Origin of the sequence: Sphingomonas sp. NPDC079357, from assembly GCF_044901155.1 — a bacterium.
Taxonomy (GTDB): domain Bacteria; phylum Pseudomonadota; class Alphaproteobacteria; order Sphingomonadales; family Sphingomonadaceae; genus Sphingomonas.
Window position 1 is genome coordinate 1,760,690 of sequence record NZ_JBJDOM010000001.1, and the last position, 22,927, is coordinate 1,783,616.

Consider the following 22,927-nt stretch of genomic DNA (forward strand, 5'->3'; position numbering starts at 1 on the left):
CCGACCGTGTTCACATACCTAAAGACCATAGCCTTTCGCCAACATGAACGAATTGGACAAAAATGCCGTGATTTAGCTTGATCGCCCCTGTCGACGCGGATCGACCCAGCGGAAGGTGGAATCAGCGACCGGCACGTTGAATTTCTGATCGGTCAGGCGGATCGTGGTGCGGTTGCCCTGGCTGTCGAGCGCGGCCCAACCCTGCAACATCAACCCGCCGGGAGCGGACGCACTGCGCGCGAAGACCAGGGTGATGCGGCCGTATTCAGGATGTTTGGCGTCATAGGCCTCGACCGACAGCACACCCGGATTGGTCGACGGAATGATCGTGGCATAGCGGGATATGTCGCGCGTTGGATCGAGCAGCACGCCCAGCGGGGAGTTCCCGATCGGCCAGCGCTGCACCTGCTTCACCGAATAATCGATGAAAGTCAGCGCCTTGCCGTCGCCAACAATCAGCAGCGGCACACCCTTCTGATATTGGAAGCGGATCTTGCCCGGCTTCTTGAGCGTCAGCGTGCCCGTCAGCACCTGGCCGTTGCGATCGGTCTGGCTGAACGCCGCGGTCATCGAATCGAGCCCGGCGATGGAGCGCTGTACCGCCGCCAGATCGGTGCCGGTCTGCGCCGTCGCCGGGATGGCCGCCGCGACCAGCGCGGCGAGCGGCAGAAGATATTTCGACATGACGTCTCCACACAGCGTTATGGCGGCGGGACGTGCCCGCCGGCCATTGAACCCGCGCTGAACTCAGGTGAACAGCGTCGCCAGCCCCGGCGTCGTGTCGCTGCCGATCCAGCCTTCGTGGATCATGCGGAACGCCACGAACACGATCACCGCCAACCCGACATAGGCGATCCAGCGATAGCGATCGATGATCCGGGCGATGAAATTCGCCGCCAGCCCCATCAGCGCCACCGACAACAACAATCCGATGACGAGGATGCCGGGATGCTCGCGCGCCGCCCCGGCCACCGCCAGCACGTTGTCGAGGCTCATCGACACGTCGGCGACCGCGACCGCCCAGGCCGCCGCCGCGAAGCTCTTGACCGGCTTCACCGCCGCTGCATCCTCGGCGGCGTCGATCTCCGAATGTCCGCCGCTGCGGATCTCGCGCCAGAATTTCCAGCTCACCCACAGCAGCAGCAACCCGCCCGCGAAGATGAGCCCGACGATCCCCATCAGCCACGTGACGATCAGCGCAAAGAAAATCCGCAGCACCAGCGCCGCGCCGATCCCGATCAGGATCACCTTCTTGCGCTGTTCCGACGGCAGCCCGGCAGCAAGCGCGCCGACCACGATCGCATTGTCGCCCGCCAGCACGAGGTCGATCATCAGCACCGAGCCGAACGCAGCAAGCGCCGCGGGATCGGACAGGTTCGAGAAATCGGCGACGATATGCTGCCAGATGTCGCCCAGCGAGCCGGGTCCCTGGATCGCCGCTCCGGCGGAGGCCGCGGCGGCAAGCGTGGCGATAAGGCTCAATTAAGTCACTCCCCGTCTGACCGCATCAATGACGCTGGCCGGCATAACGTTCCGGGCGGGGATTGCCATGGCAAAGGGGAGCGCCGCCCATGTTCGTCGTTCCGGACTTGATCCGGGTGGCAGCAGAAGACGTGAGTGAGGCCGCGTCGTCGGTTAAGTGCGCCAGGGCACCCGCCGGCCAAACCGGCATGGCCTGCCGCGGCACGCGGCAGGCCATGCTCCATTACTGATTCATGCTGTCGAAGAAATCGTCGTTGGTCTTCGAATCCTTCATCTTGCCAAGCAGGAATTCCATCGCGTCGACAGTGCCCATCTGCATGAGGATCCGGCGCAGCACCCACATCTTCGACAGCTGGCCCTTCTCGACCAGCAGCTCTTCCTTGCGCGTGCCGCTCTTGCCGACGTCGATCGCCGGGAAGATGCGCTTGTCGGCCACCTTGCGATCAAGGACGATTTCGGCGTTGCCGGTGCCCTTGAACTCCTCGAAGATCACCTCGTCCATGCGGCTGCCGGTGTCGATCAGCGAGGTCGAGATGATCGTCAGCGACCCGCCTTCCTCGATGTTGCGCGCCGCGCCGAAGAAGCGCTTCGGCCGTTGCAGCGCGTTGGCGTCGACACCGCCGGTCAGCACCTTGCCCGACGACGGCACGACGGTGTTGTAGGCGCGGCCCAGACGCGTGATGTTGTCGAGCAGGATGACGACGTCCTTCTTGTGCTCGACCAGCCGCTTGGCCTTCTCGATCACCATCTCGGCGACCGCGACGTGGCGCGTCGCCGGTTCGTCGAAGGTGGAGGAGACCACCTCGCCGTTCACCGTGCGCTGCATGTCGGTGACTTCCTCGGGCCGCTCGTCGATCAGCAGCACGATCAGGAACACTTCCGGATGATTATGCGCGATCGCGCGCGCAATGTTCTGCATCATGATCGTCTTGCCGACTCGCGGCGGCGCGACGATCAGGCAGCGCTGGCCCTTGCCGATCGGCGCGACGACATCGAGCACACGGCCCGACTTGTCCTTGATCGTCGGATCCTCGATTTCCATCTTCAGTCGCTCGTCGGGATAGAGCGGCGTCAGATTGTCGAAGTTCACCCGCTGGCGAACGCGCTCGGGCTCCTCGAAATTGACCTGCGTGATCTTCACCAGCGCGAAATAGCGTTCGCCGTCCTTCGGCCCGCGGATCTCGCCCTCGACCGTATCACCGGTGCGCAGCCCGTGCTTGCGCACCTGATTCGGGCTGACATAGATGTCGTCCGGCCCGGCGAGATAATTCGCCTGCGCCGAGCGCAGGAAGCCGAAGCCATCGGGCAGCACCTCGATCGTGCCCTCGCCCATGATCTGCTCGCCGTTCTCGGCCTGCACCTTCAGGATCGCGAACATCAGATCCTGCTTGCGCAGCGTGGAGGCGCCCTCGACGCCCAGCTCCTCGGCAAGCTGCACCAGCTCGGCGGGGGCCTTCTTCTTCAAATCCTTGAGATGCATGTATCTGTCCGATGTGATCGGGGGTCGGGGAAAGCTCGGCCGGCGATGGAAAACGCTCGAGAAACGAAGCTGTAGAGGATGCGGCGCGCACCGAGGACCGGCAACGCCACGGGCGCGAGGTATGAGTCATGCCCGAGATAGTCAAGCGCCGAGCGCACCAACCGACCGTCATTCCCGCGCCCTACCGTCATTCCCGCGAAGGCGGGAATCCAGACGCGCAGGTCGTCGCAAGGGCCGACACGTCAGCGGTTCTGAATTCCCGCCTGCGCGCGAATGACGGGAGATCAGATCAGAACGGCTTCACGATCACCAGAATCACGATCAGCGCGGTCGCGAGCGCCGGAATCTCGTTCATCATCCGCAGCGCCTTGTTCGAGACGCCCGCCTGCCCGCGCGCCAGTTTCTTGGCATAGCCGACCGCCCAGCCATGATAGCCCGACAGCAGCAGCACGATCGCCAACTTCGCGTGCAACCACCCCAAGCCCGGCACGCCGTCGACCAGCCCGGCATTGAGCGCCAACGCGACGCCCAGCACCCAGACGACGATCATCGCCGGGGTCAGGATGATCGCGCGCAGCTTGTTCTCGCGCTCGACCCAGCGTGCGGCGTCGGCCGCGTCGGACAGCCCTTCCTGATGATAGACCAGATAACGCGGCAGCATGAACAGCCCCGCCATCCAGAAAATTACGAAAATGACGTGCGCGGCCTTCACCCAATCATAGGTCGCGCCAAGAAACCCGACCATGTTCAGCCCCTTGTCCGTTGCAGCAGATGTTCGACATGCGGAATCGGGGTGTGTTGCCCGATCCCGTGGCCGAGATTGAAGACATGCGGCCGCTCCGGGAACGCCGCCAGCACCCGGTCGATCCCCGCATCCAGCGCCGCCCCGCCGGTCAGCAAGGCGAGCGGATCGAGGTTGCCCTGCACCGGCAGCCCCACCGGCAGCACGGCGTCTGCCCAATGCGGATCCACCGTCTCGTCCAGCCCGATCGCATCGACCGCGGTGCCCGCGGCATAGGCGGCCAGCTTGCCCCCCGCCCCCTTCGGAAAACCGATGATCGGCGTTCCCGGGCAGCGCGCCCGAACACCGTCGACGATCGCACGATTGGGCGCGATCACCCAACGCTCGAACTGTTCGGGGGACAGGCTGCCCGCCCAGCTATCGAAGATCTGCACCGCCTCGACGCCATTCTCGATCTGCGTCGCCAGATAGTCGATCGTCAGCGCCACGATCGCGTCGACGATCGCGCCGAACGCGGCCGGATCGGCATAGGCGAAACGGCGCGTCACCTCCTGATCGCGGCTGCCCTGCCCCGCCACCATATAGGTCGCGACCGTCCACGGCGACCCGGCGAACCCGAGAAAGGTCGTCTCGGCAGGCAGTGACGCGGCGACTCGTCGCACCGTCGCATAGACCGGATCGAGCCGCGTCGGTTCGCGAGCCAGCGTCGCCAGTGCCGCGTCGACCAGCGCCGGGGCCAGCCTCGGCCCCTCGCCCGCGCCGAATGTCAGCTCCTGCCCCAGCGCCCACGGCACCATCAGGATGTCGGAGAACAGGATCGCGCCATCGAATCCGAAGCGGCGGATCGGTTGCAGCGTCACCTCGGCCGCCGCGACCGGGTCGGTGGCAAGCGCGAGGAACCCGCCTTTTTCAGCACGCAACGCCCGATATTCAGGGAGATAGCGCCCTGCCTGCCGCATCAGCCACGTCGGCGGTCGCGCGGCGCGCTCGCCGCTCAGGACTCGCAACAGGGGTTTGTTAACCATCACGTGCGATCCTTCTACCTTCAGGTAAGATTCTTAGAGAGTCTGGTTGTTGATGCGGTGGGCGCGTGGATCGCGGGGGCTTATGCGTCACTACCGGAATTGCCAACAGCTTGACTCATGCGCCAACGCTGGGCGCGGTTGGATTCGACGCACGCTGTCCCCGTTTTTCACAGCCTGTGGATAAAATATGGCGTTGGGGACGGCGCTGTGGATAGAATCAATGTTGTCCACCGATCGGGGTCGCGCTTGGCGGGGCCGGAAAGTTGGTCTAGCGGCTGTCCACGACTTATCCACAGATCGGTCCACCCCACCCGATGTCCGGATCCTGATGCTCCGCCTCCACCTCCACCTGCTGTCGGATTCGACGGGCGAGACGCTGGAGAACATCGCCAAAGCCGCGCTTGCGCAATATGACGATGTTGAGACCGTCCGACATTTCTGGCCGATGGTGCGCACCGAAACGCATCTCGACCGCATCCTTCAGGAAATCGCGCAAAATCCGGGGCTGGTGATCTTCACCCTCGTCAATCCGGTGACACGCGCCGCGCTGGAGGCACGCTGCAAGGCGCTCGGGCTGCCCACCGTTGCCCCACTCGATCCGGTCAACGATGCGCTGTCGATGCTGCTCGGCCAGCAGGCCAAGGCGCGCCCCGGTCGCCAGCACGTCCTCGATGCCGCCTATTTCGAGCGTGTCGACGCCATCCAGTTCACGATCGCGCATGACGACGGGATCGCGCACGAGGAATGGGAGGAGGCCGACATCCTGCTCGCCGGTGTCAGCCGCTCGTCGAAGACCCCGACCTCGATCTATCTCGCCAATCGCGGGTTCAAGACCGCCAACATCCCGATCGTCGTCGAAAGCCCGCCGCCGCGCGCGTTGTTCTCGCTGAAGAACCCGCTGGTTGTCGGGCTTACCACGAGCACCGACCGCCTGATCCAGATCCGCCGTAACCGCCTCCTGTCGCTCAATCAGGCGACGGAGACCAATTATGTCGATCAGGACGCCGTGGCGCGCGAGATCGCCTACGCCCGCCGGATGTTTGCCGATAACGGCTGGCCGGTGATCGACGTAACCCGCCGCTCGATCGAGGAAACTGCCGCCGCGATCATCGCGTTGGTCAACGAACGCCGCGGGCTCGCCGCACGGAACACCGATTGATGCTGATTCTCGCCTCGCAAAGCGCCTCGCGCACCATGATGCTCGCCGCCGCCGGCGTGCCGTTCACCGCCGAGCCGGCCTATGCCGACGAGGCGGCGCTCAAGGCGGCGATGGCCGGGCGGCATCCGCGCGACATCGCCGACGCACTCGCCGAACTGAAGGCACTCAAGGTCAGCGCGCGCCATCCCGGCCATCTGGTGCTCGGGTCGGACAGCCTCGCGGTGCTCGACGACGGCATGATCCTCGACAAGCCGACCAGCCGCGACGAGGCGCGCGACCATCTGGCGCGCATGTCGGGCAAGCGCCACGATCTGGTCAGCGCGGCAGTGATCGCCGAGAACGGTCAGGCGGTGTGGCGGATCGTTGATAAGGCGAAGATGTTCGTCCGCCCGCTCTCGCCCGCCTTTATCGAGACCTATCTCGACGCCGAATGGCCGGCGATTTCTGGCTGCGTCGGCTGCTACCGGATCGAGGGACCGGGTGCGCAACTGTTCACGCGGATCGACGGCAGCCAGTTCACCGTCCTTGGGATGCCGCTGCTCCCGGTGCTCGACTATTTGCGTATCCGACAGGTGTTGCCCGCATGACCCCCTATGCCGAGGTGATCGGCGATCCGATCGCGCATTCCAAATCGCCGCTAATCCACGGCTTCTGGCTCGAAAAGCTCGGGCTGACCGGCGATTATCGTGCGACGCGCGTCGTCGGCGACGATCTCGCCTCCTATTTCGCGCAGCGTGTGGAAGATGCCGACTGGCGCGGCTGCAACATCACCGTGCCGCACAAGGTGGCGGCGCTCGATCATGTCCCCGATCCCGGCGACGTGCGCGCGATGATCGGCGCGGCGAACACCGTCTTCCGCGGCGAGGACGGCGGGTTGATCGCGACCAACACGGATGCCGCGGGCTTCCTGTCGCCGATCGCCGATCTCGATCTGTCCGGCCAGCCGGTGGTGGTGGTCGGCGCCGGCGGCGCGGCACGCGCGATATTGTTCGCGCTGGCGCGCAGCAACGTCGGCCGCGTCACCCTGCTCAACCGCACGCCGTTGAAGGGTGCGGCGCTGCTCGCGCGATTCGGACTCAAGGGCGACGCGCTGCCGCTGACCGCGCGGGTTCCGGCGGCGGCGTTGCTGGTCAACACCAGCGTGCTCGGCATGACCGGGCACGATCCGCTCGACCTCGATCTGACGCCGCTGCCCGATGACGCGATCGTCTACGACATTGTCTACGCCCCGCTGGAGACCGCGCTGCTGAAGGCCGCGCGCGCACGCGATCTGGAAACCGTCGACGGACTGGAGATGCTGGTCGGCCAGGCGGCGGTCGCGTTCGAGCTGTTCTTCGGCGCTGCCCCGCCGCGCGAGCATGACGAGGAATTGCGCGCCCGCCTGCTCGCATGATCGTCCTTGGCCTCACCGGCTCAATCGGCATGGGCAAGTCGACGGTCGCGGCGATGTTCGCCGACGCGGGCGTGCCGGTGTTCGACGCCGATGCGGCGGTGCATCGCCTGCAGGGGCCCGACGGCCCGCTGCTCGTGGCGATCGAGGCGCGCTTTCCGGGCACCACCGACCCGGCTGGCGTCGACCGCGCTGCGCTTGGGCAAGCGGTGCTTGGCGATGATGCGGCGATGCGTGCGCTGGAGGCGATCGTCCACCCGGCGGTCCGTGTCGAGCGCGAAGCCTTCCTCGCCCGGCATCACGACGCGCCGCTGGTCGTGTTCGACGTCCCGCTGCTGTTCGAAACCGGGGGCGACCGTGGCGTCGACCGGGTCGTGGTCGTCTCCGCATCCGCACCGATCCAGCGCGAGCGGACACTGGCGCGCCCCGGCATGACCGCGGCGAAGTTCGACGCGATCCTCTCGCGTCAATTGCCTGACAGCGAGAAGCGCGCCCGCGCCGATTTCGTGATCCCCACCGACGTCCCGCTTGAGCAGACACGCGCCGCGGTGATGCGCGTCATCGCTTGCGTGCAACGCGGACAGGGTCGATAACGACGCGATCATGCGTGAGATCGTCTTCGATACCGAAACCACCGGCCTCAGCTTCGCCGGTGGCGATCGTATGGTGGAGATCGGCTGCGTCGAACTGGTCAACCGGGTTGAAACCGGCCGAACCTTTCACGCCTATTTCCACCCCGAACGCGACATGCCCGCCGAGGCGGAGCGCGTTCACGGCCTGTCCGCGACCTTCCTCGCCAAGCATCCGGTCTTCGCCGCCGGGGTGGCGGCGCTGCTCGACTTCCTCGGGGACGCGCCGCTGGTCGCGCACAATGCCGGTTTCGACTTCTCGTTTCTGAACGGTGAGCTGGAACGCTGCGGCAACGCCGCGGTATGCCCGACGCGGATGGTGGACACGCTGGCGATCGCCCGTACGCGCCATCCTGGCGCCAAGCACACGCTCGACGCGCTCTGCAACCGCTACGGCATCGATCGGTCGCACCGGGTGCTGCACGGCGCACTGCTCGACGCGCAATTGCTCGCGCAGGTATATGTCGAGCTGATGGGCGGGCGGCAGATCGGGCTCGGGCTGGTCAGCGAAGCCGCGCCGATCGTCGTTGAACAGGTCGTGTCCGCGCCCGTGCGCACCCGCCCGTTGCGGGTCTTTTCGCCGAGCGATGTGGAACTGGCAGCGCACGCTGCGTTTCTAAAGAAGGTCAAAGAGCCTTTGTGGGGGGTCGCCGCGTCCGAATGACGCGAATGGATGGCCGGATCGCAGGGGGGCGAGCCGGCAGAGATGGAGGAATAATATGGATATCCGGATTTCAGGTCACCAGGTGGCGATCGGCGACGCGCTGAAGGCCCATGTGCAGGACCGACTCCAGGGTATCGCCGACAAATATTTCGCGCGCGCCATCTCGGCGGAAGTGACGTTCGGCAAGGGGCCACACGACAACGGCTTCACCTGCGACATCGTCGCGCACGTCACGCGCGGATTGATCCTGAAAGGTCGTCATGACGCGCACGACGCGCATCTGGTGTTCGATGGTACCGCCGAGAAGATCGAGAAGCAGCTCCGCCGCTATGTTCGGCGCCTCAAGGATCGCCATGCCGCGCATGCCGCGACCGAAGAGGCGCAGGATCGCACCGGCTATGACAATGCCGGCTATACGTTGTTCGCGGAGCAGATCGGCGAGGACGATGCCGGCGACGCGCCGCTGGTGATTGCTGAAACGCGCGTCGACGTGCCGGATGCCAGCGTTTCCGACGCGGTGATGATGCTCGACTTGCGCAACACGCAGGCGCTGCTGTTCAAGAATGCGGGTACCGGCTCGTACAATATGGTCTATCGCCGTGGCGATGGGACGATCGGCTGGGTGGAGCCGCAGCGTGGTGGTTGACGGGAACTGATGGCGAGCGATCTGAGCGACCTGCTTGTCCCCGAATTGATCGTCGTCGGCCTGCCGACGACTTCCAAAAAAGCATTGTTCACGCAGATGGGGGCGCTTGCCGCCCCCATCCTCGGTGTCGACGCGCGTCTGCTCGCCGATGGCCTCGCGGCGCGCGAAAAGGAAGGATCGACCGGCTTCGGCGGCGGCGTCGCGATTCCGCATGCCCGCGTCGCGGGCGTGTCACGGATCGCGGTGGCGGTGGCGCGGCTGGCGCAGCCGCTCGACTTCAATGCGCTGGATGACGCCCCGGTCGATGTCGTGCTGGCGATGTTCTCGCCGCCGCAGGCCGGCGGCGAGCATCTCAAGGCCCTCGCCCGCGTCGCGCGGCGGCTGCGCGATCGCGCGCTGGTCGCCAAGCTCCGCGGCGCCGGTTCGCCGGATGCAATGTACGCGCTGCTCACTGATCATGGGGTGCGCGATGCCGCCTGAGGGGGCCGCCGCGCATTATCGCGCGCTTGAATCGCTGTATGCGGCGGCACCCATAAACCGGTTTTTCGAGTCGCGGCTCCAGCTGGTCGCGCCGGGCGAGTCGCGGATTCACTTCTCCGTCGACGAACGGCATTTTCACGCCGCCGGCGCGGCGCATGGCACCAGCTATTTCAAAATGCTGGACGATGCCGCCTTCTACGCGTGCAACAGCCTTGTTACCGATCGTTTCCTGCTGACGACGCAATTCAGCCTGCTGTTGACCCGCCCACTCGGCATCGGGCCGGTCGTTGCCGAGGGGCGCTGGATCAGCGGCCAGCGTCGCGTCTTCGTCGCCGAGGCGCGGCTTGTCACCGCTGATGGCGAGGAGGTGGCGCGCGGCACCGGTACCTTCATGCGGTCACGCATCGCGCTGGCGTCGCTGCCCGGATATGCCGGTCTGTGAGCGCGCGGCTGCCGACGCACCTTTTGGTCGGGGCGTTGCTGCGGCGCGTCAACGATGCCGGCGGACTGGCGGTGGTCCGCGCCAGCGGCGAGCCACAGGGCGGTGCCCTGCTGATCCTGATCGTGGAGGGACGCGGGCTGCGCGCGATCGAGCGCATGCGGGGACTCGACGATCGCGATGCGCTGATTCCAGCCGGCCCTTCGTCGGACGACCCTGTGATGCTCGAGGAATATTGGCAGAATCGTCGACGCCGCGATCGCGATTTGTGGGTTGTCGAACTGGACATCCCGCACGCCGAACGGTTCGTCGCTGAAACGATACTGTCGCATTGACGCTGTTAACCTGTTGCCCCTAGCCGGCTTGCATCGACAACGTGCGTTGTGCCGATGCGGGGTGCGATCCCGACGGTGACGCAGTCGGGGGGGACCCGGGCGATATTGAACAGCTAACGCTGCTTCAGCGATCGTTTCCGCGCACCCACCGCACAAAAATGATGTGGAATGCCGTTCAGCTCGCGCATCGCGACTTTCGCGACGCTTACTCTCTCGGTCCTTGCTCTGGTAGCGCAGAGCGCTCCCGGACTGGCTGCTGAACTCCCGGCGGTGCCCGCCGCGTCTACCGCAATTCAACTCGCCCTCCCCGCGCAGGTTCCCTCGATCGCCCCGGCCGAGCCGGTTGCCGAGGAAGCGACCGTCACGCCCGCGCAGGTCGAAGAGCAGATTGCCTATCCTACCCTCGCCGCTGCCGTCGCCGATCAGTCGATCCGCTCTGACGCCGACGAGGATCTGCGCTGCCTGGCCGGCGCCATCTATTTCGAGGCGCGCGGCGAACCGCTCAGCGGACAGCTCGCCGTCGCCGAGGTTATCCTCAACCGCACCCGCTCGCACCGTTTCGGCGGCAGCGCCTGTGACGTTGTCACGCAGAAGGGGCAGTTCTCCTTCGTGCGCGGCGGCCGAATGCCGGAAGCGCCGTCCAACGACGACTGGCGCACCGCCATGGCCGTCGCGAAGGTCGCGCTCAAGGATGCGTGGGAAAGTGACGCCGCCAATGCGTTGTACTTCAACCATCGTCGCGTCGGCCACTCGAACGGCGTGCGCGTCGCCTCGATCGGCAATCACATCTTCTATCGCTGATCCCCAGCTGATATCACGAACGGAGGCTTGGCTTTTGTTCGCATGATGTTCTAATCGGGTGGTCATGTTGACACCGCCCGACACCTGTCACCAGGACGAAACCGCCGCACTGTGTGCGCTTGATGTCGCGCGCGGCGTGACGCGGATGTTGCTGCGGCACGATCTCACCGCCATCGCCGAAGTGCCGCTGGAAGGCGGCCGCCGGGCCGATCTGATGGCGGTCGATCCCCGCGGTCAGTTGGTGATCGTCGAGATCAAGGTCTCGCGCGCCGATCTGCTCGGGGACGGCAAATGGCAGGACTATCTCGCCCATTGCGATCGCTTCTACTGGGCGGTGCCGGCGGGTTTTGACGCCACGCCGATTGCCGGAGAGGCGTTCCTGCCCGAGCGGACCGGCCTGATCGTCGCCGACCGCTACGATGCTGCGATCATTCGTGAGGCTCGCACCGATCCGCTACCCGCCGCCACGCGCAAGCGCTGTACCCTCGCCTTCGCGCGCCGGGCGGCACGGCGGCTGATCGCCACGCATGACCCGGACGCGCTCAGCGGCTTCTAGACTGGTGACGGCCGGACGTCAGAACTTCGGCCCCGCCACCGCGCGCTGCGGCTTGACCGGCGTCTCGTCGAGGATTTTCAGGATCACCGTCGAGCGCGTATCGCGCTTCGCATAGTCGCGCGCCGACATGCCCGCGACATTGTCGGTCTGATCGGGATTGCCCCCCGCCGCCAGTACCGCGCGGACCAGCCCCAGGTCACGACGCTGCACCGCGCGGATCAGCGGCGTTTCGCCGCCGTTGTTGCCGAGGTTCGGATTGGCCTTCGATGTAGCGAGGATCTGGATCAGGTCGGGCTGGTTGGCCTGAACCGCCAGCAGCATCGCGGTGTTGCCGTCCCCGTCGCGCAGGTTCGGATCGGCGCCCTTTGCCAGCAGATAGCGCAGATAGGCCCCATCGCCGCGCTTCACCACGATATGGATCGCGCCCTCGCCAGTGGTGATGTCGCGCGCGTTGACGATCGTCTGGCCGGGCTGATCGAGCATCCCGATCACCGCATTGCCGTCGCCTTTCCGCACCGCCTCGAGGAATTTGTAGCTCTGTGACTGCTGCTGTGCCGCCGCTGACGTCGCGGTGACGGTCGGCAGCGCGGCGAACAGCGCGATGGAAAGAAGCGAACGGCGAAGCATCGATGGGGTCTCGCGATGGGCTGAGGGTTGCGCCGCCGGCTATAACCCATCACATCTGGCACCGCCATGAACATGCGCTGTTTCGCCGCCACGCTCGCGCTGCTGCTCGCCGGGCCTCTTTCGGGTTGTGCGCAGGAACCTGCGAGCGCCCCGCCGCTGGCTGGCGCCCGGATCGGCGGCGCCTTCTCGCTGACCGACCAGGACGGGCGCGGCGTCACCGATCGTGATTTCGCCGGGAAGTACCGGATCGTCTATTTCGGCTACACCTTCTGCCCCGATGTCTGCCCCACCGACGTGCAGAACATCGCTGCGGCGTTGAAGACGATCGAGCGCGACGATCCCGCACTGGGCAAGCGGATCGTGCCGCTCTTCATCACCGTCGATCCCGCGCGCGACACGCCCGCCGCGCTCAAGCGCTTCGTTACGGCCTTCCACCCGCGCCTGGTCGGTCTGACCGGCACGCCCGCGCAGATCGCGAAGGTCGCCAAGGAATATGGCATTTATTTCGCGCGCGGCGCCGGCACCGACGGGGGCTATCTGATGGACCACAGCCGCCAGATCTACCTGTTCGATCCCGATGGTAAGCCGCTGGCGCTGTTGCCCGAAGGTCCGCCGGCCGCCATCGCTGCGGAGGTGAGGAAATGGGCGCGATGACCGGCCGCTTCTGGGAGACGACCCCGCTCGAAAAGCTCGACCGCGCGCAATGGGAGGCGTTGTGCGATGGCTGCGGCAAATGCTGCCTGCACAAGCTGGAGGATGAGGATACTGGCGAGCTGGTGCCGACCAATGTCGCGTGCCGGCTGCTCGACCGGCGCAGCGGGCAATGCTCCAATTACCGCCATCGCCGCGCCTTCGTGAGCGAATGCGTTCGCCTGACGATGGGCAACGTCCATGCGATCGACTGGCTGCCCTCTACCTGCGCCTATCGCCTGCGCGCGGCGGGAGAGCCGCTGCCCGACTGGCATTATCTCGTGTCCGGCGATCGCGAGGCGGTGCATCGGGCGGGAGAGTCCGTCCGCGGCTGGACCGTCAGCGAGGATGATGCCGGCGAACTCGAACTGCACATCGTCGATCGCGAACTGTGACCGAAGACATCGCGGTGGTGCGCAACTCACGCGCGCGCCGCACCCGGCTGTCGTTCGATCCGGTCAGCGGGCAGGCGCGCCTGACGCTGCCGCCGCGCGCCTCGCTCGCCAAGGCGCTGGCCTGGGCGCGGGCGCAGGAGGCATGGATCGCGCACCAGCGCGAGCGGCTTCCCGAGGCGCGGCCGTTCGTGCCGGGCGCGACGATCCCCGTCGACGGCCAGATGCTGACGATCGACTGGCGCGCCGACGCACTGCGGACGCCGGCCGTCGAGGGGGAACGGCTGGTCCTCGGCGGCCCGGTCGACAGCGTGCCGCGGCGCGTCGAGCTGTGGCTGCGGCGACGCGCGCTGGCGCTGCTGGAGCAGGATACCGCCTTTTACGCGGCGCGGGCCGGCGTGACGGTCAGCGGCGTCGCGATCGGGGACGCGCGCGGGCGCTGGGGGAGCTGTGCGCATCACGGTGCGATCCGCTACAGCTGGCGGCTGGTGCTTGCCCCGCCGGAGGTGCGGCGTGCAACCGCCGCGCATGAGGTGGCGCACCGCGTCCACATGAATCACGCACCGGCGTTCCATGCGCTGGTCGCTGACCTCTATGGTCGCGATCCGGCGGCCGAGCGCGCGTGGCTACGTGCGAACGGCGCCGCGCTTCACTGGTTCGGGCGGTCACCCGACTGACCCGTCACGGGCACGCGCGACGGCGGTGCACCGCGCGTGGGCGGCGGGGTACGCACCGCGTCGCGTCGCGGCTGCCCGGTCACGCGATCCAGCCACTCCTGATCGAGCCGCTCGTCCGGCCGCGGTTGCTGCGCCGGACGCGGTTGTTGCTGCACCGGCTCGTCGCCCTGGGGCGGCAGCGGCTGGACCACCGGTCGCTCCGGGCCAAATACCGGGCCTTGCTCGGGCACCGGCAAGGGTTCGGGACCATAGCTGCCGTCGTCGCCATAGGTCGCGTTGTCGGGCGCGCCATAATAGCTCTCGGCATCGGGCTCGAGCTGCGCCTCGGGCAGCGTCACCGCGGTTTCGAACTGCTCGATCGGTCGCTTGGCCACCGCCTTGACCATGAATTCGCGGAACGCGCGCGCCGGGGCGGTGCCGCCGTGCAGCCCGGCGATCGGCCGCGCATCGTCACGCCCCATCCACACGCCGGTGGTCAGCCCGGAGGAAAAGCCGAGGAACCAGCCGTCCTTGCTGCTGGTGGTCGTCCCGGTCTTGCCCGCCACCGGTCGCCCGATCTGCGCCGCGCGCCCGGTGCCGGTGTTGACCGCGGTCTGCAACAGGTCGGTCATCTCGGCGGCGACATTCGGCGCGACCAGCACCTGGCTGCGGTCGACCTCGTGGCGATAGATTTCCTCACCCTCGGCGGTCACGCGCGTGATCCCGAACGGCGTAATCGCCACGCCCTTGTTGCCGACGCTGGCGAAGGCGCGCGTCATGTCGATCAGCCGCACGTCGGAGGTGCCGAGCACCATCGACGGATGGGTGTTGACGGGCGTGCTGATCCCGAAGCGCCGCGCCATGTCGGCGACGGTCTGGAAGCCGACCGCCTGCCCCAGCTTCGCCGCGATCGTGTTGAGCGAATAGGCGAAGGCGGTGCGTAGCGTGACGCTGCCCGAGAAGTGCCGCGAATCGTTGCGCGGACTCCAGCCGTCGATCGTCACCGGCTCGTCGACCTCGCGGTCCTCCGGCGTCCTGCCCGCTTCCAGTGCGGCGAGATAGACGAACAGCTTGAACGACGAGCCCGGCTGGCGCTGCGCCTGCGTCGCGCGATTATAGATCGAGCTGACGTAATCGGTCCCGCCGACCATCGCGCGCACCGAGCCGTCGCGGTCGATCGACACCAGCGCGCCCTGCGCACCCTTGGGGACGTTGGCGCGCACCGCCGCATCGGCGTCGCGCTGCATCGCCGGGTCGAGCGTCGTCCACACTTCCAGCGGCTTTTCGGTTTCGTCGATCAGCAGGTCGAGCTGCGGCAACGCCCAGTCGGTGAAATAGCGCACGCTGTTCTGGCGCGGTGCGGGAGCCAGCTTCACCCCGACGTCGTTCGCCTCGCGCGCCTGATCGACCGAGATGAAGCCGTTGCGCACCATCTGCTGAATCACCACCCCGGCGCGCCCGACCGCGGCCTGCGCATCGGCGGTCGGGGAGTAATTTGACGGCGCCTTGACCAGCCCGGCGATCACCGCCGCTTCGGGCAGGCTCAGATGGTCCGCGCCATGACCGAAGAACTTGCGGCTCGCCGCGTCGATCCCGTACGCGCCGCCACCGTAATAGACCTTGTTGAGATACAGCTCGAGGATCTGCTCCTTCGAGAACTTCCGCTCCAGTGCGAGCGCGAGGATGCCCTCGCGGAACTTGCGCCCGAACTTCTTCTGATTGTTCAGGAAGATGTTGCGCGCGAGCTGCTGGGTGATCGTCGACGCACCCTGGACCCGCCGCCCGCGCTCGAAATTGACGTAGAGCGAGCGCGCGATCCCCACGGGATCGACGCCGACATGGCTGTCGAACCGCCGGTCCTCGACCGCGATCGTCGCATCGCGCATCACCGCGGGAATGCGATCATAGGTCAGCCACTCGCCATAGCTCGGCCCAAGCGATACGAGCACCGAGCCATCGGCGGCATGCACGCGGATCATCTGCCCGTTGGGCGACGATTTCAGCGATTCAAAGCTGGGGAGTTGCGAGCGGGCGATGTAGACCGCGGTGAGCAGCGCGGCAAACGCCAGTACGACCGCGCCGAGCGCGAGTTTGACGGCAAGCCCGGCGCGACGCCGCCACGGCGAGCGGGTCCTGGACGAAGCGGAGTGGGAGGTACGGGCGCGGGCCATGTCAGCCCCGTGGCGGATAGCGGCTTGAGCAGGGGTGAACAAGATATTTGGGCGGCGGGTGACCCGGAGCGTGGTTGCGCGCCGTCATCACCGCCCGGCTGCTATCGCCGGGAAGCAGGATGCAGATGGTCAGTCTCGGGCGTCGCGTATCGCCTCCAGCTCGGCGAGCCGCACCGGATCGTCGGCGGCGAGTGCCTCTTCCAGATAAAAATAATCGGGGATGCTGCGGACAAACTCGCGCTGTTCCCCGGTATAATCCTCGGCGATAGAGTAGAACGAGTCGACAAGCCGGCGAAGAAATCCCTTTTCTATGCTGTCCAGTTGGAATCCGAGATATTCCATCATTTCTACAGCATTGTCAGGATTAATAATGTTTTCGTCTGGAGTCTCAAGAAAACTCACGAAGTTCATGATAATCATTGCGATTTGTCGGGCAATGAGGTCCTCACGGTCGGCGTTCATGGCTTAACAACCCTCATCTTAATGTTGCGCACGTTTAATTTTGCCAGCACCTTCATACCTTTTATTTTTTGCTTCTGACTTGGAACCTCATAAATCCCGATTAATCCATGTTGCGCTAAGACGTCAGATTGCCGCAAGATTTGTGCGCGCGCATTAGGCGCATCTACGACCTTCCATTTCCGATCGATGAGATAATCCCCGTCAATGCCATCAAATTTTACGGGTCGAACCGACCCGTCTGGCAAAGTGCGCATCAAAGCGGGAGCGTATCCCTTGCGGGCACCTGTCGCCCCATCGTTGTAGGGTTTCCAGTGCTTGGGATCGTCACCCAGATTCTCTTTTACTATCTTGATTTCGGGCGCTTTGTAGACCGTGCGCGGACGCACTGTGCGCAGGTAACGCAACCTCGACACCTTGTTCAGGGCGGCGCCCGGCGCGACCGTCAGCGCCGTGTTGCCGACCGTCGAGCCGACCGCGTGGCCGAGATCATGTGGGGACATATGCGCGACAGCCGAAGCGGCGCGTCGAACCTGGACGTGTGCCGGCGTGTCTTCCGCAGCTAGCGCACCGTCGATCATCCCCGCGACACCGCTATTGATGTCTTTGATCGTGGTGACCGGATTGGTGGTCAGAAGCGAATAGGTACCGGTGACCGTTTCCTTGACGGCATCGTACAGACCTTTGCCGGCACCACCCACGAACTCACCGATCGGGTGCGATTGTTTCGCGTTTCCTGCTTTTGCCGTTGGCGCAATCTTAGATTGGCTTCGAGAGTCGAGGCCGGTACGCGGCCCGCCGGTGCTATTCGACGACCCGCCACGTGCGCCGCGGCGCAGTCGAGGCTGGCGCGTGTCGCGGTTGCCGCCGCCCTGCCTTGATCCTGCGCCGGCGAATGTGAATCGACCGTCCGCCGGATCGTGCCATGGATTGAATTTGAGTTCGATGCCGTCCGCGGTGCGGACCGGCGGCAGTCGCCCCGTCCGCAACCAGTGCGAGAAACCGCTCGACGACGTTCTCGACGCGTGAACCATCCCGTTCTCCCCTGCCGAACAGGGAGAACATTATAAGAACAGCGGCCGAAAAGCAAGCAAAACTGCGGAAAACCGCCGGCTGGGTCGCCCTTCGGCGCCTTGCTTCTGAAATGTCAGGGAAACTGGTGCGGTCGAGAAGACTCGAACTTCCACGTCCTTTCGGACACAACGACCTCAACGTTGCGCGTCTACCAATTCCGCCACGACCGCACGTGTTGTCCACCGGGCAGACCCGGCGTCTGGTAGGCGAGCGCCCCTAGCAAAGCCGATCGGGGCTGGCAACGCCCTTTATCGTCTTGATCTCAGTTCGCCTCGCCGACGAAGCTGAGATCGAGCCGCTTTGAGCTGGCCGGCACGTCCACCTGCGCCGAATTGAAGTCGATCGCGCCGCCGGGCAGCAGCGTCCGCTGCTGCGGCGTGATCGTCCAGCTGAAGACGATGCGATTCTGTGAATCGCGCAGGTCGGCGCGGATGTCGGGCACGCGCTGACGCGTTGAGGACGGGTTGGTGATTCGCCCGCTGATCGCGAACAGCTCCGATCCGTTCGCCATCTTGCGACGCTCGATCGGATTGTCGGCGATCCGCAGCGGCAATTCCTCCGGCCCGATCGACAGGCCGATCTGCTGTGCGAGCCCCGGCGCTGTCGTCCACAGGATCACCGCCACCGCCGCCAGCATCAGCAACCCCGCGGCGATGCTGGCGATGGTGCGGATGTGGCCACCGCGACGCACCTTCGCGCGAAACGGCGGTCGATGCGCAAAGGCGTCGTAGCGCGCCGGCTCGGGCGGCTCGACCGCCGCGGGCGGCGGCGTCTGCAATGGCAGGCTTGCCGGCGGTGGCGGCGGCGCGATCGCCGGGATCGGCTCTGGTCCGGGCTGGTTTCTCGTCTCGGGCTCGGGAGAGGTCTCGGCGATGACGGCGGGTGCCTCCTCTTGCTCGGGCTCGTCCGCGTAGCTGACGTCCTGATACCAGCTATGTCCGCAATTGGCGCAGCGCACCGTGCGCCCCGGCGGCGCGATCGCGTCGTCCGGCACCAGATAGCGGGCGCGACATTCTGGACAATCGAGGATCATGGGCGCGGCACCGGCAGGACGAACGAGCCGAATCTAAGCACGCGTGCGCCCCGCAACGCAAGCGGGAGTCGCCATGCTTGAAGCCGCCGGGCACCGTGTGCAAAGGCTGCGGTCGATGGCGGCGATCGTGCAGTTCGAAAATGTTGGGCTTCGCTATGGCCACGGCGAGGAGGTGCTTTGCGACGTCACCTGCTCATTCGCGCCAGGCGCCTTTTATTTTCTTACCGGCGCGAGCGGGGCCGGCAAGTCCTCGCTGTTGCGGTTGCTTCATCTGGCGCAGCGTCCCAGCCGCGGCGTGATCCGGCTGTTCGGCAGCGATGCCGTGACCATGCCGCGAGGGAGACTGCCGCTACTGCGGCGGCGGATCGGCATGGTTTATCAGGATTTTCGCCTGATCGCTCATCTGTCGGTCGCTGATAACATTGCCTTGCCGTTGCGGATCGCGGCACAGCCGGAGGACGAGGTTCGCGAGGCGGTGGGCGAGATGCTGGCATGGGTCGGACTAACGCATCGCGCCGAGGCGAAGCCTGCGACCTTGTCGGGCGGCGAGCAGCAGCGCGTCGCGATCGCGCGCGCGGTGGTCGCCCGCCCCGATATCCTGCTGGCGGACGAGCCGACCGGGAACGTCGACGATGCGATGGCCGATCGACTGATCCAGCTGTTCGCCTCGCTCAACCAGCTTGGCACGACGGTGGTTGTTGCCACTCACGATCCGCATTTGTTGTCGCGGGTGCCATCGGCGCGAGTGATGCGGATCGCCGCCGGGCGGCTGGTCGAAGCGGGCGCCGCAATGCGCGCCTCGTCTCGGCGCGAGCGCGCATGACCGCCGCGACTGCCCGTCTTCTGGATACCGCGCGTGACGGCTGGACGATGGCCGGCGTGCTCGCGGTGATGATCTTCCTGGCGGTGCTGGCGACCGCCGGCGGCATCGCCACTGCCAATGCCAGCCGCGCGCTGGATACGGCCCTGTCGGGACAGGTGACGGTGCAGATCGTCGTTCCCGACGCGGCGACTCGTGAGCGCCTCGCCACGCAGGTGGTCGCCGCGCTGCGTCGTTCACCTGCGATCGTGCAGGTAAGGCCGGTGCCGCGCGCGACGCTTGCGCGGTTGCTCGGACCGTGGCTGGGGAGCACCGCAGCCGCCGCAGACCTTCCCGTGCCCGCGCTGATCGACGTTATCGTGGCACCCGCGACGGATGCGACCGCTATTATCCGCCGGATCGTGGCACCGATCGATCCCACGGCGCAGATCGATGCGCAGGGCACGGCACTGGCGGGGACCGACACGCTCCTGCGCAACGTGATGCTGCTCGCGGCGACGATCGTCGCGCTGATGATAGCGGCCAGCATCGCCATGATTTTGTTGACGGTTCGGGCGGGACTTGCAGCACACGGAACCGTGATCGAGGTAATGCACCGGCTCGGGGCAACAGACGGACAGATCGCCGCCTTGTTCTGCCGGCGGATGGCGCGCGACGCGGCGCTCGCGGTGCTGGTCGGCACACCGCTGTCCTGTGGAACGATCGTGCTCCTCAGTCAGGCAAATGCAGGGATCGGCTCGGAATTTCTGGGCGGCCTGGTGCTTGGGCGTGTGGGCTGGGGTATTGTTCTGGCGCTGCCGATTGCGTTCGTGCTGCTGGCGGCCCTTGTCGCCTATATCGCGGTGCGCCGCGCGCTGGGGCGACTGGCATGATCCGCCGCGTCGTCGCATTGGTCCTGCTGCTGTGGATGCTGGGTTTCGCGCTGTTCATGCTGGCCCTGCCGCAGCCAGCCGACCCGGATCTGCGCACCGACGGCATCGTCGTCCCGACCGGCGCGGCAGGGCGGATCGCGCGCGGGCTCGATCTGCTCGAGCACGGGCGCGCGCGACGGATGCTGGTGACCGGCACGGCGCCGGGCGTCACGCGCGCCGATCTGGCGCGAGTCGCCGGGCATGCCGCGACGATCGCGTGCTGCGTCGATCTCGGTGCCGAGGCGGTCGATACACGCAGCAATGCCGAGGAAACAGCCGTCTGGGTGCGCGCGCGGGGCTATAGATCAATCCGGCTCGTGACGTCGAATTGGCATGCGCGGCGGGCGGCGCTGGAACTGGGTCCAGCGCTCGGCGATGGCGTCACGGTCCTGGTTGACGGGGTGGACGCGCAGCCGACGCTGACGCAGGCCTTTAACGAATACAACAAGCTGCTGCTGCGCCGTTTGGTGCTGTGGGGGGAGCGACTGCGGTGAACTGGCTGCGCACGATCGTCTTTCGCGCGATCTTCTATACATTGTCGGTACCGATCGTGGTGACGACGCCGGTCGTGGCGCTGTTCGGGCAGCGCGTGCTCATCAGGCATGCCGATCGCTGGTCGCGGCTGCACCGTGTGCTGCTGCGCCTCATCCTTGGCATCCGGGCGCGCGTCGAAGGGGAGGTGCCGGTCGGACAATTCCTCTACGTGGCCAAGCACGAGGCGATGTACGAGACGCTGGAGCTGCAACTGATCCTCGGCTCACCGGCCATGGTGCTCAAGCGCGAGTTGATGCGCATCCCGCTATGGGGCTGGTCGGCGGTGCAATATGGCGCGATCGTCGTCGATCGCGAGGCGTCGGCCAAGGCGCTGCGTGCGATGATGAGGGAAGCCGCCGCGGTGCGCACAACCGGGCGGTCGGTGGTGGTCTACGCCGAGGGGACGCGCGTGCCGCACGGCGAGTCGCCACCGCTCCGCTCGGGCTTTGCCGGGCTTTACAAGGCGCTGGCGCTGCCAGTGGTACCAATCGCTCTCGACAGCGGACGACTGCTGCCCAAGAAAGGTGCCAAGCGGCCCGGGATCGTCACGATCCGGATCGGCGATCCCATTCCGGCCGGGCTACCGCGCGCCGAGGCCGAGGCGCGCGTTCATGCCGCAATCAACGTGCTGAATCACTGAGCAGGGTTTGGCTTTCCCTCCAGCCTGGCCTTCAGCCCCGCCAGCGCGCCGAACGCGCCGGCCTCTTCCTCACTGATCACGCCGGCCTGTTTCAGTACGGCAGCGGCGTCGGGGCTGCGCGGGAACGGATCAAGCGCGAGCGCCATCGTCTCTGCCGCCGCTTCGCCCAGATCGACGCCGCCACCCTCGATCTCGATGGTGTCGAGCGCGTCACCGAAAAGCTCGATCTCCTCGTCACCGCCGATCGCTGACGCAGGCTCGACGAAGCGCAACGCGACATCTTCCTCGACGCTGGCGGGAAGAGGGGCACCGGTCACGGTACAGCTTTGCACCGCCAACGCGCTGACATGGCCATGCGCGATCACCGCCGCCGCCTCGCGCCGTATCGCGAAGTTCGCGGTCAACCGGTCGAGCGACACCAGCCCAAATCGCCGAGCGAGCGCAACTCGTTCCTGGGCATCGGCCTCGATCGTCACCTGACGCTCTTCGCCGCCGATCGTATCGAGCCGCTCGACCCGCGAAAATTCCGTCGTCATGCCCATCGTCCTTCCATCAGGTGCTGCAGCGGCACGTCGGCAAGGGACGTGCGTAGCGCGATCAATTCGGTGCGCACATGCGCGACCGCCGTCGGTCTCGGAGCGGCGCCACGGTACAGGTTGCGAACGAGCGCGGCGTCGAGCCCGCCATCCACCAGCCCGTCGCGATAGGCGCCCAGGCGCCCACCCAGCATCCCCATCATCTTACCCACATGCTTGCCGACGACCATGTCGCCGAAACCGATCTGGCGAACCTGGGCGTCCATATCATCGACGAAGCGCTCGGTAAGCCGGGCGATCGGCTCTGCGCCATGGGGATCGTCTTCCAGCCTCAGCAGTACCATCGCCAACACTGCCGCGACCATGTCAAACCGACCATCAAGCGTGTCGGGCACCGCGCCATTCAGGTACCAATGCGGCGCGCGTGCGCGGGCGATCACCACATCGTACAGCGGCATCGCGGCATCGCGGTCGCGTCGTTCCAGCAGCTTCGTCAACCAGCCCACCACATCATCCCTTTACCGTTCCACGCGATCCGTTGCGGGCACGCGCTTGT

At 66.2% G+C, this 22,927-nt stretch carries 30 protein-coding genes and 1 tRNA gene; 18 read left to right on the forward strand and 13 right to left on the reverse strand.

What is annotated here, in order from left to right; genetic code table 11:
• Nucleotides 1-72: 72 nt before the first annotated feature.
• From ACI2JO_RS08215 to hemE, 5 genes are all read right to left on the reverse strand, one after another.
• The gene (locus ACI2JO_RS08215) at nt 73-684 is read right to left on the reverse strand and encodes an outer membrane lipoprotein carrier protein LolA (protein WP_404720159.1); all 612 of its coding nucleotides are present in this window, start codon (nt 682-684) and stop codon (nt 73-75) included.
• A gap of 63 nt (nt 685-747) precedes the next feature.
• A complete protein-coding gene (locus ACI2JO_RS08220) occupies nt 748-1,482 on the reverse strand; it encodes a TerC family protein (RefSeq protein WP_404720160.1) in 735 nt (244 codons plus the stop codon).
• Nucleotides 1,483-1,705: 223 nt separating this feature from the next.
• Nucleotides 1,706-2,962: a transcription termination factor Rho gene (gene rho / locus ACI2JO_RS08225; protein ID WP_159755545.1), complete on the reverse strand. Its 1,257-nt coding sequence runs from the start codon at nt 2,960-2,962 to the stop codon at nt 1,706-1,708.
• Between the two features lie 289 nt (nt 2,963-3,251).
• Nucleotides 3,252-3,707 (reverse strand): CopD family protein, encoded by a 456-nt coding sequence (locus tag ACI2JO_RS08230; RefSeq protein ID WP_404720161.1) that lies wholly within the window; start codon nt 3,705-3,707, stop codon nt 3,252-3,254.
• A 2-nt stretch (nt 3,708-3,709) separates the two neighbouring features.
• Nucleotides 3,710-4,729 carry a uroporphyrinogen decarboxylase gene (hemE, locus tag ACI2JO_RS08235; RefSeq protein WP_404720162.1) on the reverse strand — a complete coding sequence of 340 codons (1,020 nt, stop codon included), beginning with the start codon at nt 4,727-4,729 and terminating at the stop codon, nt 3,710-3,712.
• 328 nt (nt 4,730-5,057) lie between these two features.
• On the opposite strand from hemE, the gene ACI2JO_RS08240 reads away from it, so the two are divergent.
• The 11 genes from ACI2JO_RS08240 (at nt 5,058) to ACI2JO_RS08290 (ending at nt 11,828) form a co-directional block, all read left to right on the forward strand.
• On the forward strand, nt 5,058-5,888 hold the full coding sequence (locus tag ACI2JO_RS08240; RefSeq protein WP_404720163.1) for a pyruvate, water dikinase regulatory protein: 831 nt from the start codon (nt 5,058-5,060) through the stop codon (nt 5,886-5,888).
• Nucleotides 5,888-6,475, forward strand: coding sequence for a Maf family protein (locus ACI2JO_RS08245; RefSeq protein ID WP_404720164.1), 588 nt, complete (start codon nt 5,888-5,890; stop codon nt 6,473-6,475). Before ACI2JO_RS08240 ends, ACI2JO_RS08245 begins: the two co-directional genes overlap by 1 nt.
• Complete coding sequence (locus ACI2JO_RS08250) at nt 6,472-7,281, forward strand: shikimate dehydrogenase family protein (protein ID WP_404720165.1); 810 nt, start codon at nt 6,472-6,474, stop codon at nt 7,279-7,281. The genes ACI2JO_RS08245 and ACI2JO_RS08250 overlap by 4 nt, the downstream gene beginning before the upstream one ends.
• Nucleotides 7,278-7,871, forward strand: coding sequence for a dephospho-CoA kinase (gene coaE / locus ACI2JO_RS08255; RefSeq protein WP_404720166.1), 594 nt, complete (start codon nt 7,278-7,280; stop codon nt 7,869-7,871). Before ACI2JO_RS08250 ends, coaE begins: the two co-directional genes overlap by 4 nt.
• Before the next feature lie 10 nt (nt 7,872-7,881).
• A complete protein-coding gene (gene dnaQ / locus ACI2JO_RS08260) occupies nt 7,882-8,571 on the forward strand; it encodes a DNA polymerase III subunit epsilon (RefSeq protein WP_404720167.1) in 690 nt (229 codons plus the stop codon).
• Between the two features lie 55 nt (nt 8,572-8,626).
• Entirely contained in the window at nt 8,627-9,217 is a 591-nt protein-coding gene (gene hpf, locus ACI2JO_RS08265; RefSeq protein ID WP_404720168.1) for a ribosome hibernation-promoting factor, HPF/YfiA family, read from the forward strand.
• Between the two features lie 9 nt (nt 9,218-9,226).
• Nucleotides 9,227-9,697, forward strand: a complete 471-nt coding sequence (locus ACI2JO_RS08270; protein WP_404720169.1) for a PTS sugar transporter subunit IIA — start codon at nt 9,227-9,229, stop codon at nt 9,695-9,697.
• On the forward strand, nt 9,687-10,139 hold the full coding sequence (locus tag ACI2JO_RS08275; protein ID WP_404720170.1) for a PaaI family thioesterase: 453 nt from the start codon (nt 9,687-9,689) through the stop codon (nt 10,137-10,139). Before ACI2JO_RS08270 ends, ACI2JO_RS08275 begins: the two co-directional genes overlap by 11 nt.
• Nucleotides 10,136-10,471 carry a DUF1491 family protein gene (locus ACI2JO_RS08280; RefSeq protein ID WP_404720171.1) on the forward strand — a complete coding sequence of 112 codons (336 nt, stop codon included), beginning with the start codon at nt 10,136-10,138 and terminating at the stop codon, nt 10,469-10,471. The genes ACI2JO_RS08275 and ACI2JO_RS08280 overlap by 4 nt, the downstream gene beginning before the upstream one ends.
• 168 nt (nt 10,472-10,639) lie before the next feature.
• On the forward strand, nt 10,640-11,272 hold the full coding sequence (locus ACI2JO_RS08285) for a cell wall hydrolase (protein ID WP_404720172.1): 633 nt from the start codon (nt 10,640-10,642) through the stop codon (nt 11,270-11,272).
• 64 nt (nt 11,273-11,336) lie between these two features.
• Nucleotides 11,337-11,828, forward strand: coding sequence for an MmcB family DNA repair protein (locus tag ACI2JO_RS08290; protein ID WP_404720173.1), 492 nt, complete (start codon nt 11,337-11,339; stop codon nt 11,826-11,828).
• 18 nt (nt 11,829-11,846) lie between these two features.
• Here the strand turns inward: ACI2JO_RS08290 and ACI2JO_RS08295 are convergent, their stop codons facing one another.
• Nucleotides 11,847-12,455, reverse strand: a complete 609-nt coding sequence (locus ACI2JO_RS08295) for an ankyrin repeat domain-containing protein (protein ID WP_404720174.1) — start codon at nt 12,453-12,455, stop codon at nt 11,847-11,849.
• Between the two features lie 66 nt (nt 12,456-12,521).
• Here ACI2JO_RS08295 and ACI2JO_RS08300 point away from each other — a divergent pair, with 66 nt between their 5' ends.
• The 3 genes from ACI2JO_RS08300 to ACI2JO_RS08310 are packed head-to-tail and all read left to right on the forward strand — an operon-like array spanning nt 12,522 to nt 14,214.
• Complete coding sequence (locus tag ACI2JO_RS08300) at nt 12,522-13,109, forward strand: SCO family protein (protein ID WP_404720175.1); 588 nt, start codon at nt 12,522-12,524, stop codon at nt 13,107-13,109.
• Complete coding sequence (locus ACI2JO_RS08305) at nt 13,097-13,540, forward strand: YcgN family cysteine cluster protein (protein WP_404720176.1); 444 nt, start codon at nt 13,097-13,099, stop codon at nt 13,538-13,540. Before ACI2JO_RS08300 ends, ACI2JO_RS08305 begins: the two co-directional genes overlap by 13 nt.
• A complete protein-coding gene (locus ACI2JO_RS08310) occupies nt 13,537-14,214 on the forward strand; it encodes a M48 family metallopeptidase (RefSeq protein WP_404720177.1) in 678 nt (225 codons plus the stop codon). The genes ACI2JO_RS08305 and ACI2JO_RS08310 overlap by 4 nt, the downstream gene beginning before the upstream one ends.
• Here ACI2JO_RS08310 and ACI2JO_RS08315 read toward each other — a convergent pair.
• The 5 genes from ACI2JO_RS08315 to ACI2JO_RS08335 form a co-directional block, all read right to left on the reverse strand.
• Complete coding sequence (locus ACI2JO_RS08315; RefSeq protein ID WP_404720178.1) at nt 14,187-16,364, reverse strand: transglycosylase domain-containing protein; 2,178 nt, start codon at nt 16,362-16,364, stop codon at nt 14,187-14,189. The two genes, ACI2JO_RS08310 and ACI2JO_RS08315, sit on opposite strands and share 28 nt — an antisense overlap.
• Before the next feature lie 129 nt (nt 16,365-16,493).
• Entirely contained in the window at nt 16,494-16,826 is a 333-nt protein-coding gene (locus ACI2JO_RS08320) for a hypothetical protein (RefSeq protein ID WP_404720179.1), read from the reverse strand.
• Nucleotides 16,823-17,857, reverse strand: a complete 1,035-nt coding sequence (locus tag ACI2JO_RS08325) for a hypothetical protein (protein ID WP_404720180.1) — start codon at nt 17,855-17,857, stop codon at nt 16,823-16,825. The genes ACI2JO_RS08320 and ACI2JO_RS08325 overlap by 4 nt, the downstream gene beginning before the upstream one ends.
• A gap of 123 nt (nt 17,858-17,980) precedes the next feature.
• Nucleotides 17,981-18,067: transfer RNA gene (locus ACI2JO_RS08330), tRNA-Leu, on the reverse strand.
• A gap of 92 nt (nt 18,068-18,159) precedes the next feature.
• Nucleotides 18,160-18,930: an MJ0042-type zinc finger domain-containing protein gene (locus ACI2JO_RS08335; RefSeq protein ID WP_404720181.1), complete on the reverse strand. Its 771-nt coding sequence runs from the start codon at nt 18,928-18,930 to the stop codon at nt 18,160-18,162.
• A gap of 115 nt (nt 18,931-19,045) precedes the next feature.
• Here ACI2JO_RS08335 and ftsE point away from each other — a divergent pair, with 115 nt between their 5' ends.
• From ftsE to ACI2JO_RS08355, 4 genes are read left to right on the forward strand one after another with little or no spacing between them, the layout of a single operon-like run.
• A complete protein-coding gene (gene ftsE / locus ACI2JO_RS08340; RefSeq protein ID WP_404720182.1) occupies nt 19,046-19,753 on the forward strand; it encodes a cell division ATP-binding protein FtsE in 708 nt (235 codons plus the stop codon).
• Nucleotides 19,750-20,622: a cell division protein FtsX gene (locus tag ACI2JO_RS08345; RefSeq protein WP_404720183.1), complete on the forward strand. Its 873-nt coding sequence runs from the start codon at nt 19,750-19,752 to the stop codon at nt 20,620-20,622. The genes ftsE and ACI2JO_RS08345 overlap by 4 nt, the downstream gene beginning before the upstream one ends.
• Nucleotides 20,619-21,155, forward strand: coding sequence for a YdcF family protein (locus ACI2JO_RS08350; protein WP_404720184.1), 537 nt, complete (start codon nt 20,619-20,621; stop codon nt 21,153-21,155). The genes ACI2JO_RS08345 and ACI2JO_RS08350 overlap by 4 nt, the downstream gene beginning before the upstream one ends.
• A complete protein-coding gene (locus tag ACI2JO_RS08355; RefSeq protein WP_404720185.1) occupies nt 21,152-21,835 on the forward strand; it encodes a lysophospholipid acyltransferase family protein in 684 nt (227 codons plus the stop codon). The genes ACI2JO_RS08350 and ACI2JO_RS08355 overlap by 4 nt, the downstream gene beginning before the upstream one ends.
• On the opposite strand, the gene ACI2JO_RS08360 is transcribed toward ACI2JO_RS08355, so the two are convergent.
• The gene (locus ACI2JO_RS08360) at nt 21,829-22,371 is read right to left on the reverse strand and encodes a YceD family protein (RefSeq protein ID WP_404720186.1); all 543 of its coding nucleotides are present in this window, start codon (nt 22,369-22,371) and stop codon (nt 21,829-21,831) included. The two genes, ACI2JO_RS08355 and ACI2JO_RS08360, sit on opposite strands and share 7 nt — an antisense overlap.
• A complete protein-coding gene (locus ACI2JO_RS08365) occupies nt 22,368-22,829 on the reverse strand; it encodes a ubiquinol-cytochrome C chaperone family protein (RefSeq protein WP_404720187.1) in 462 nt (153 codons plus the stop codon). The genes ACI2JO_RS08360 and ACI2JO_RS08365 overlap by 4 nt, the downstream gene beginning before the upstream one ends.
• Nucleotides 22,830-22,927: the final 98 nt, after the last annotated feature.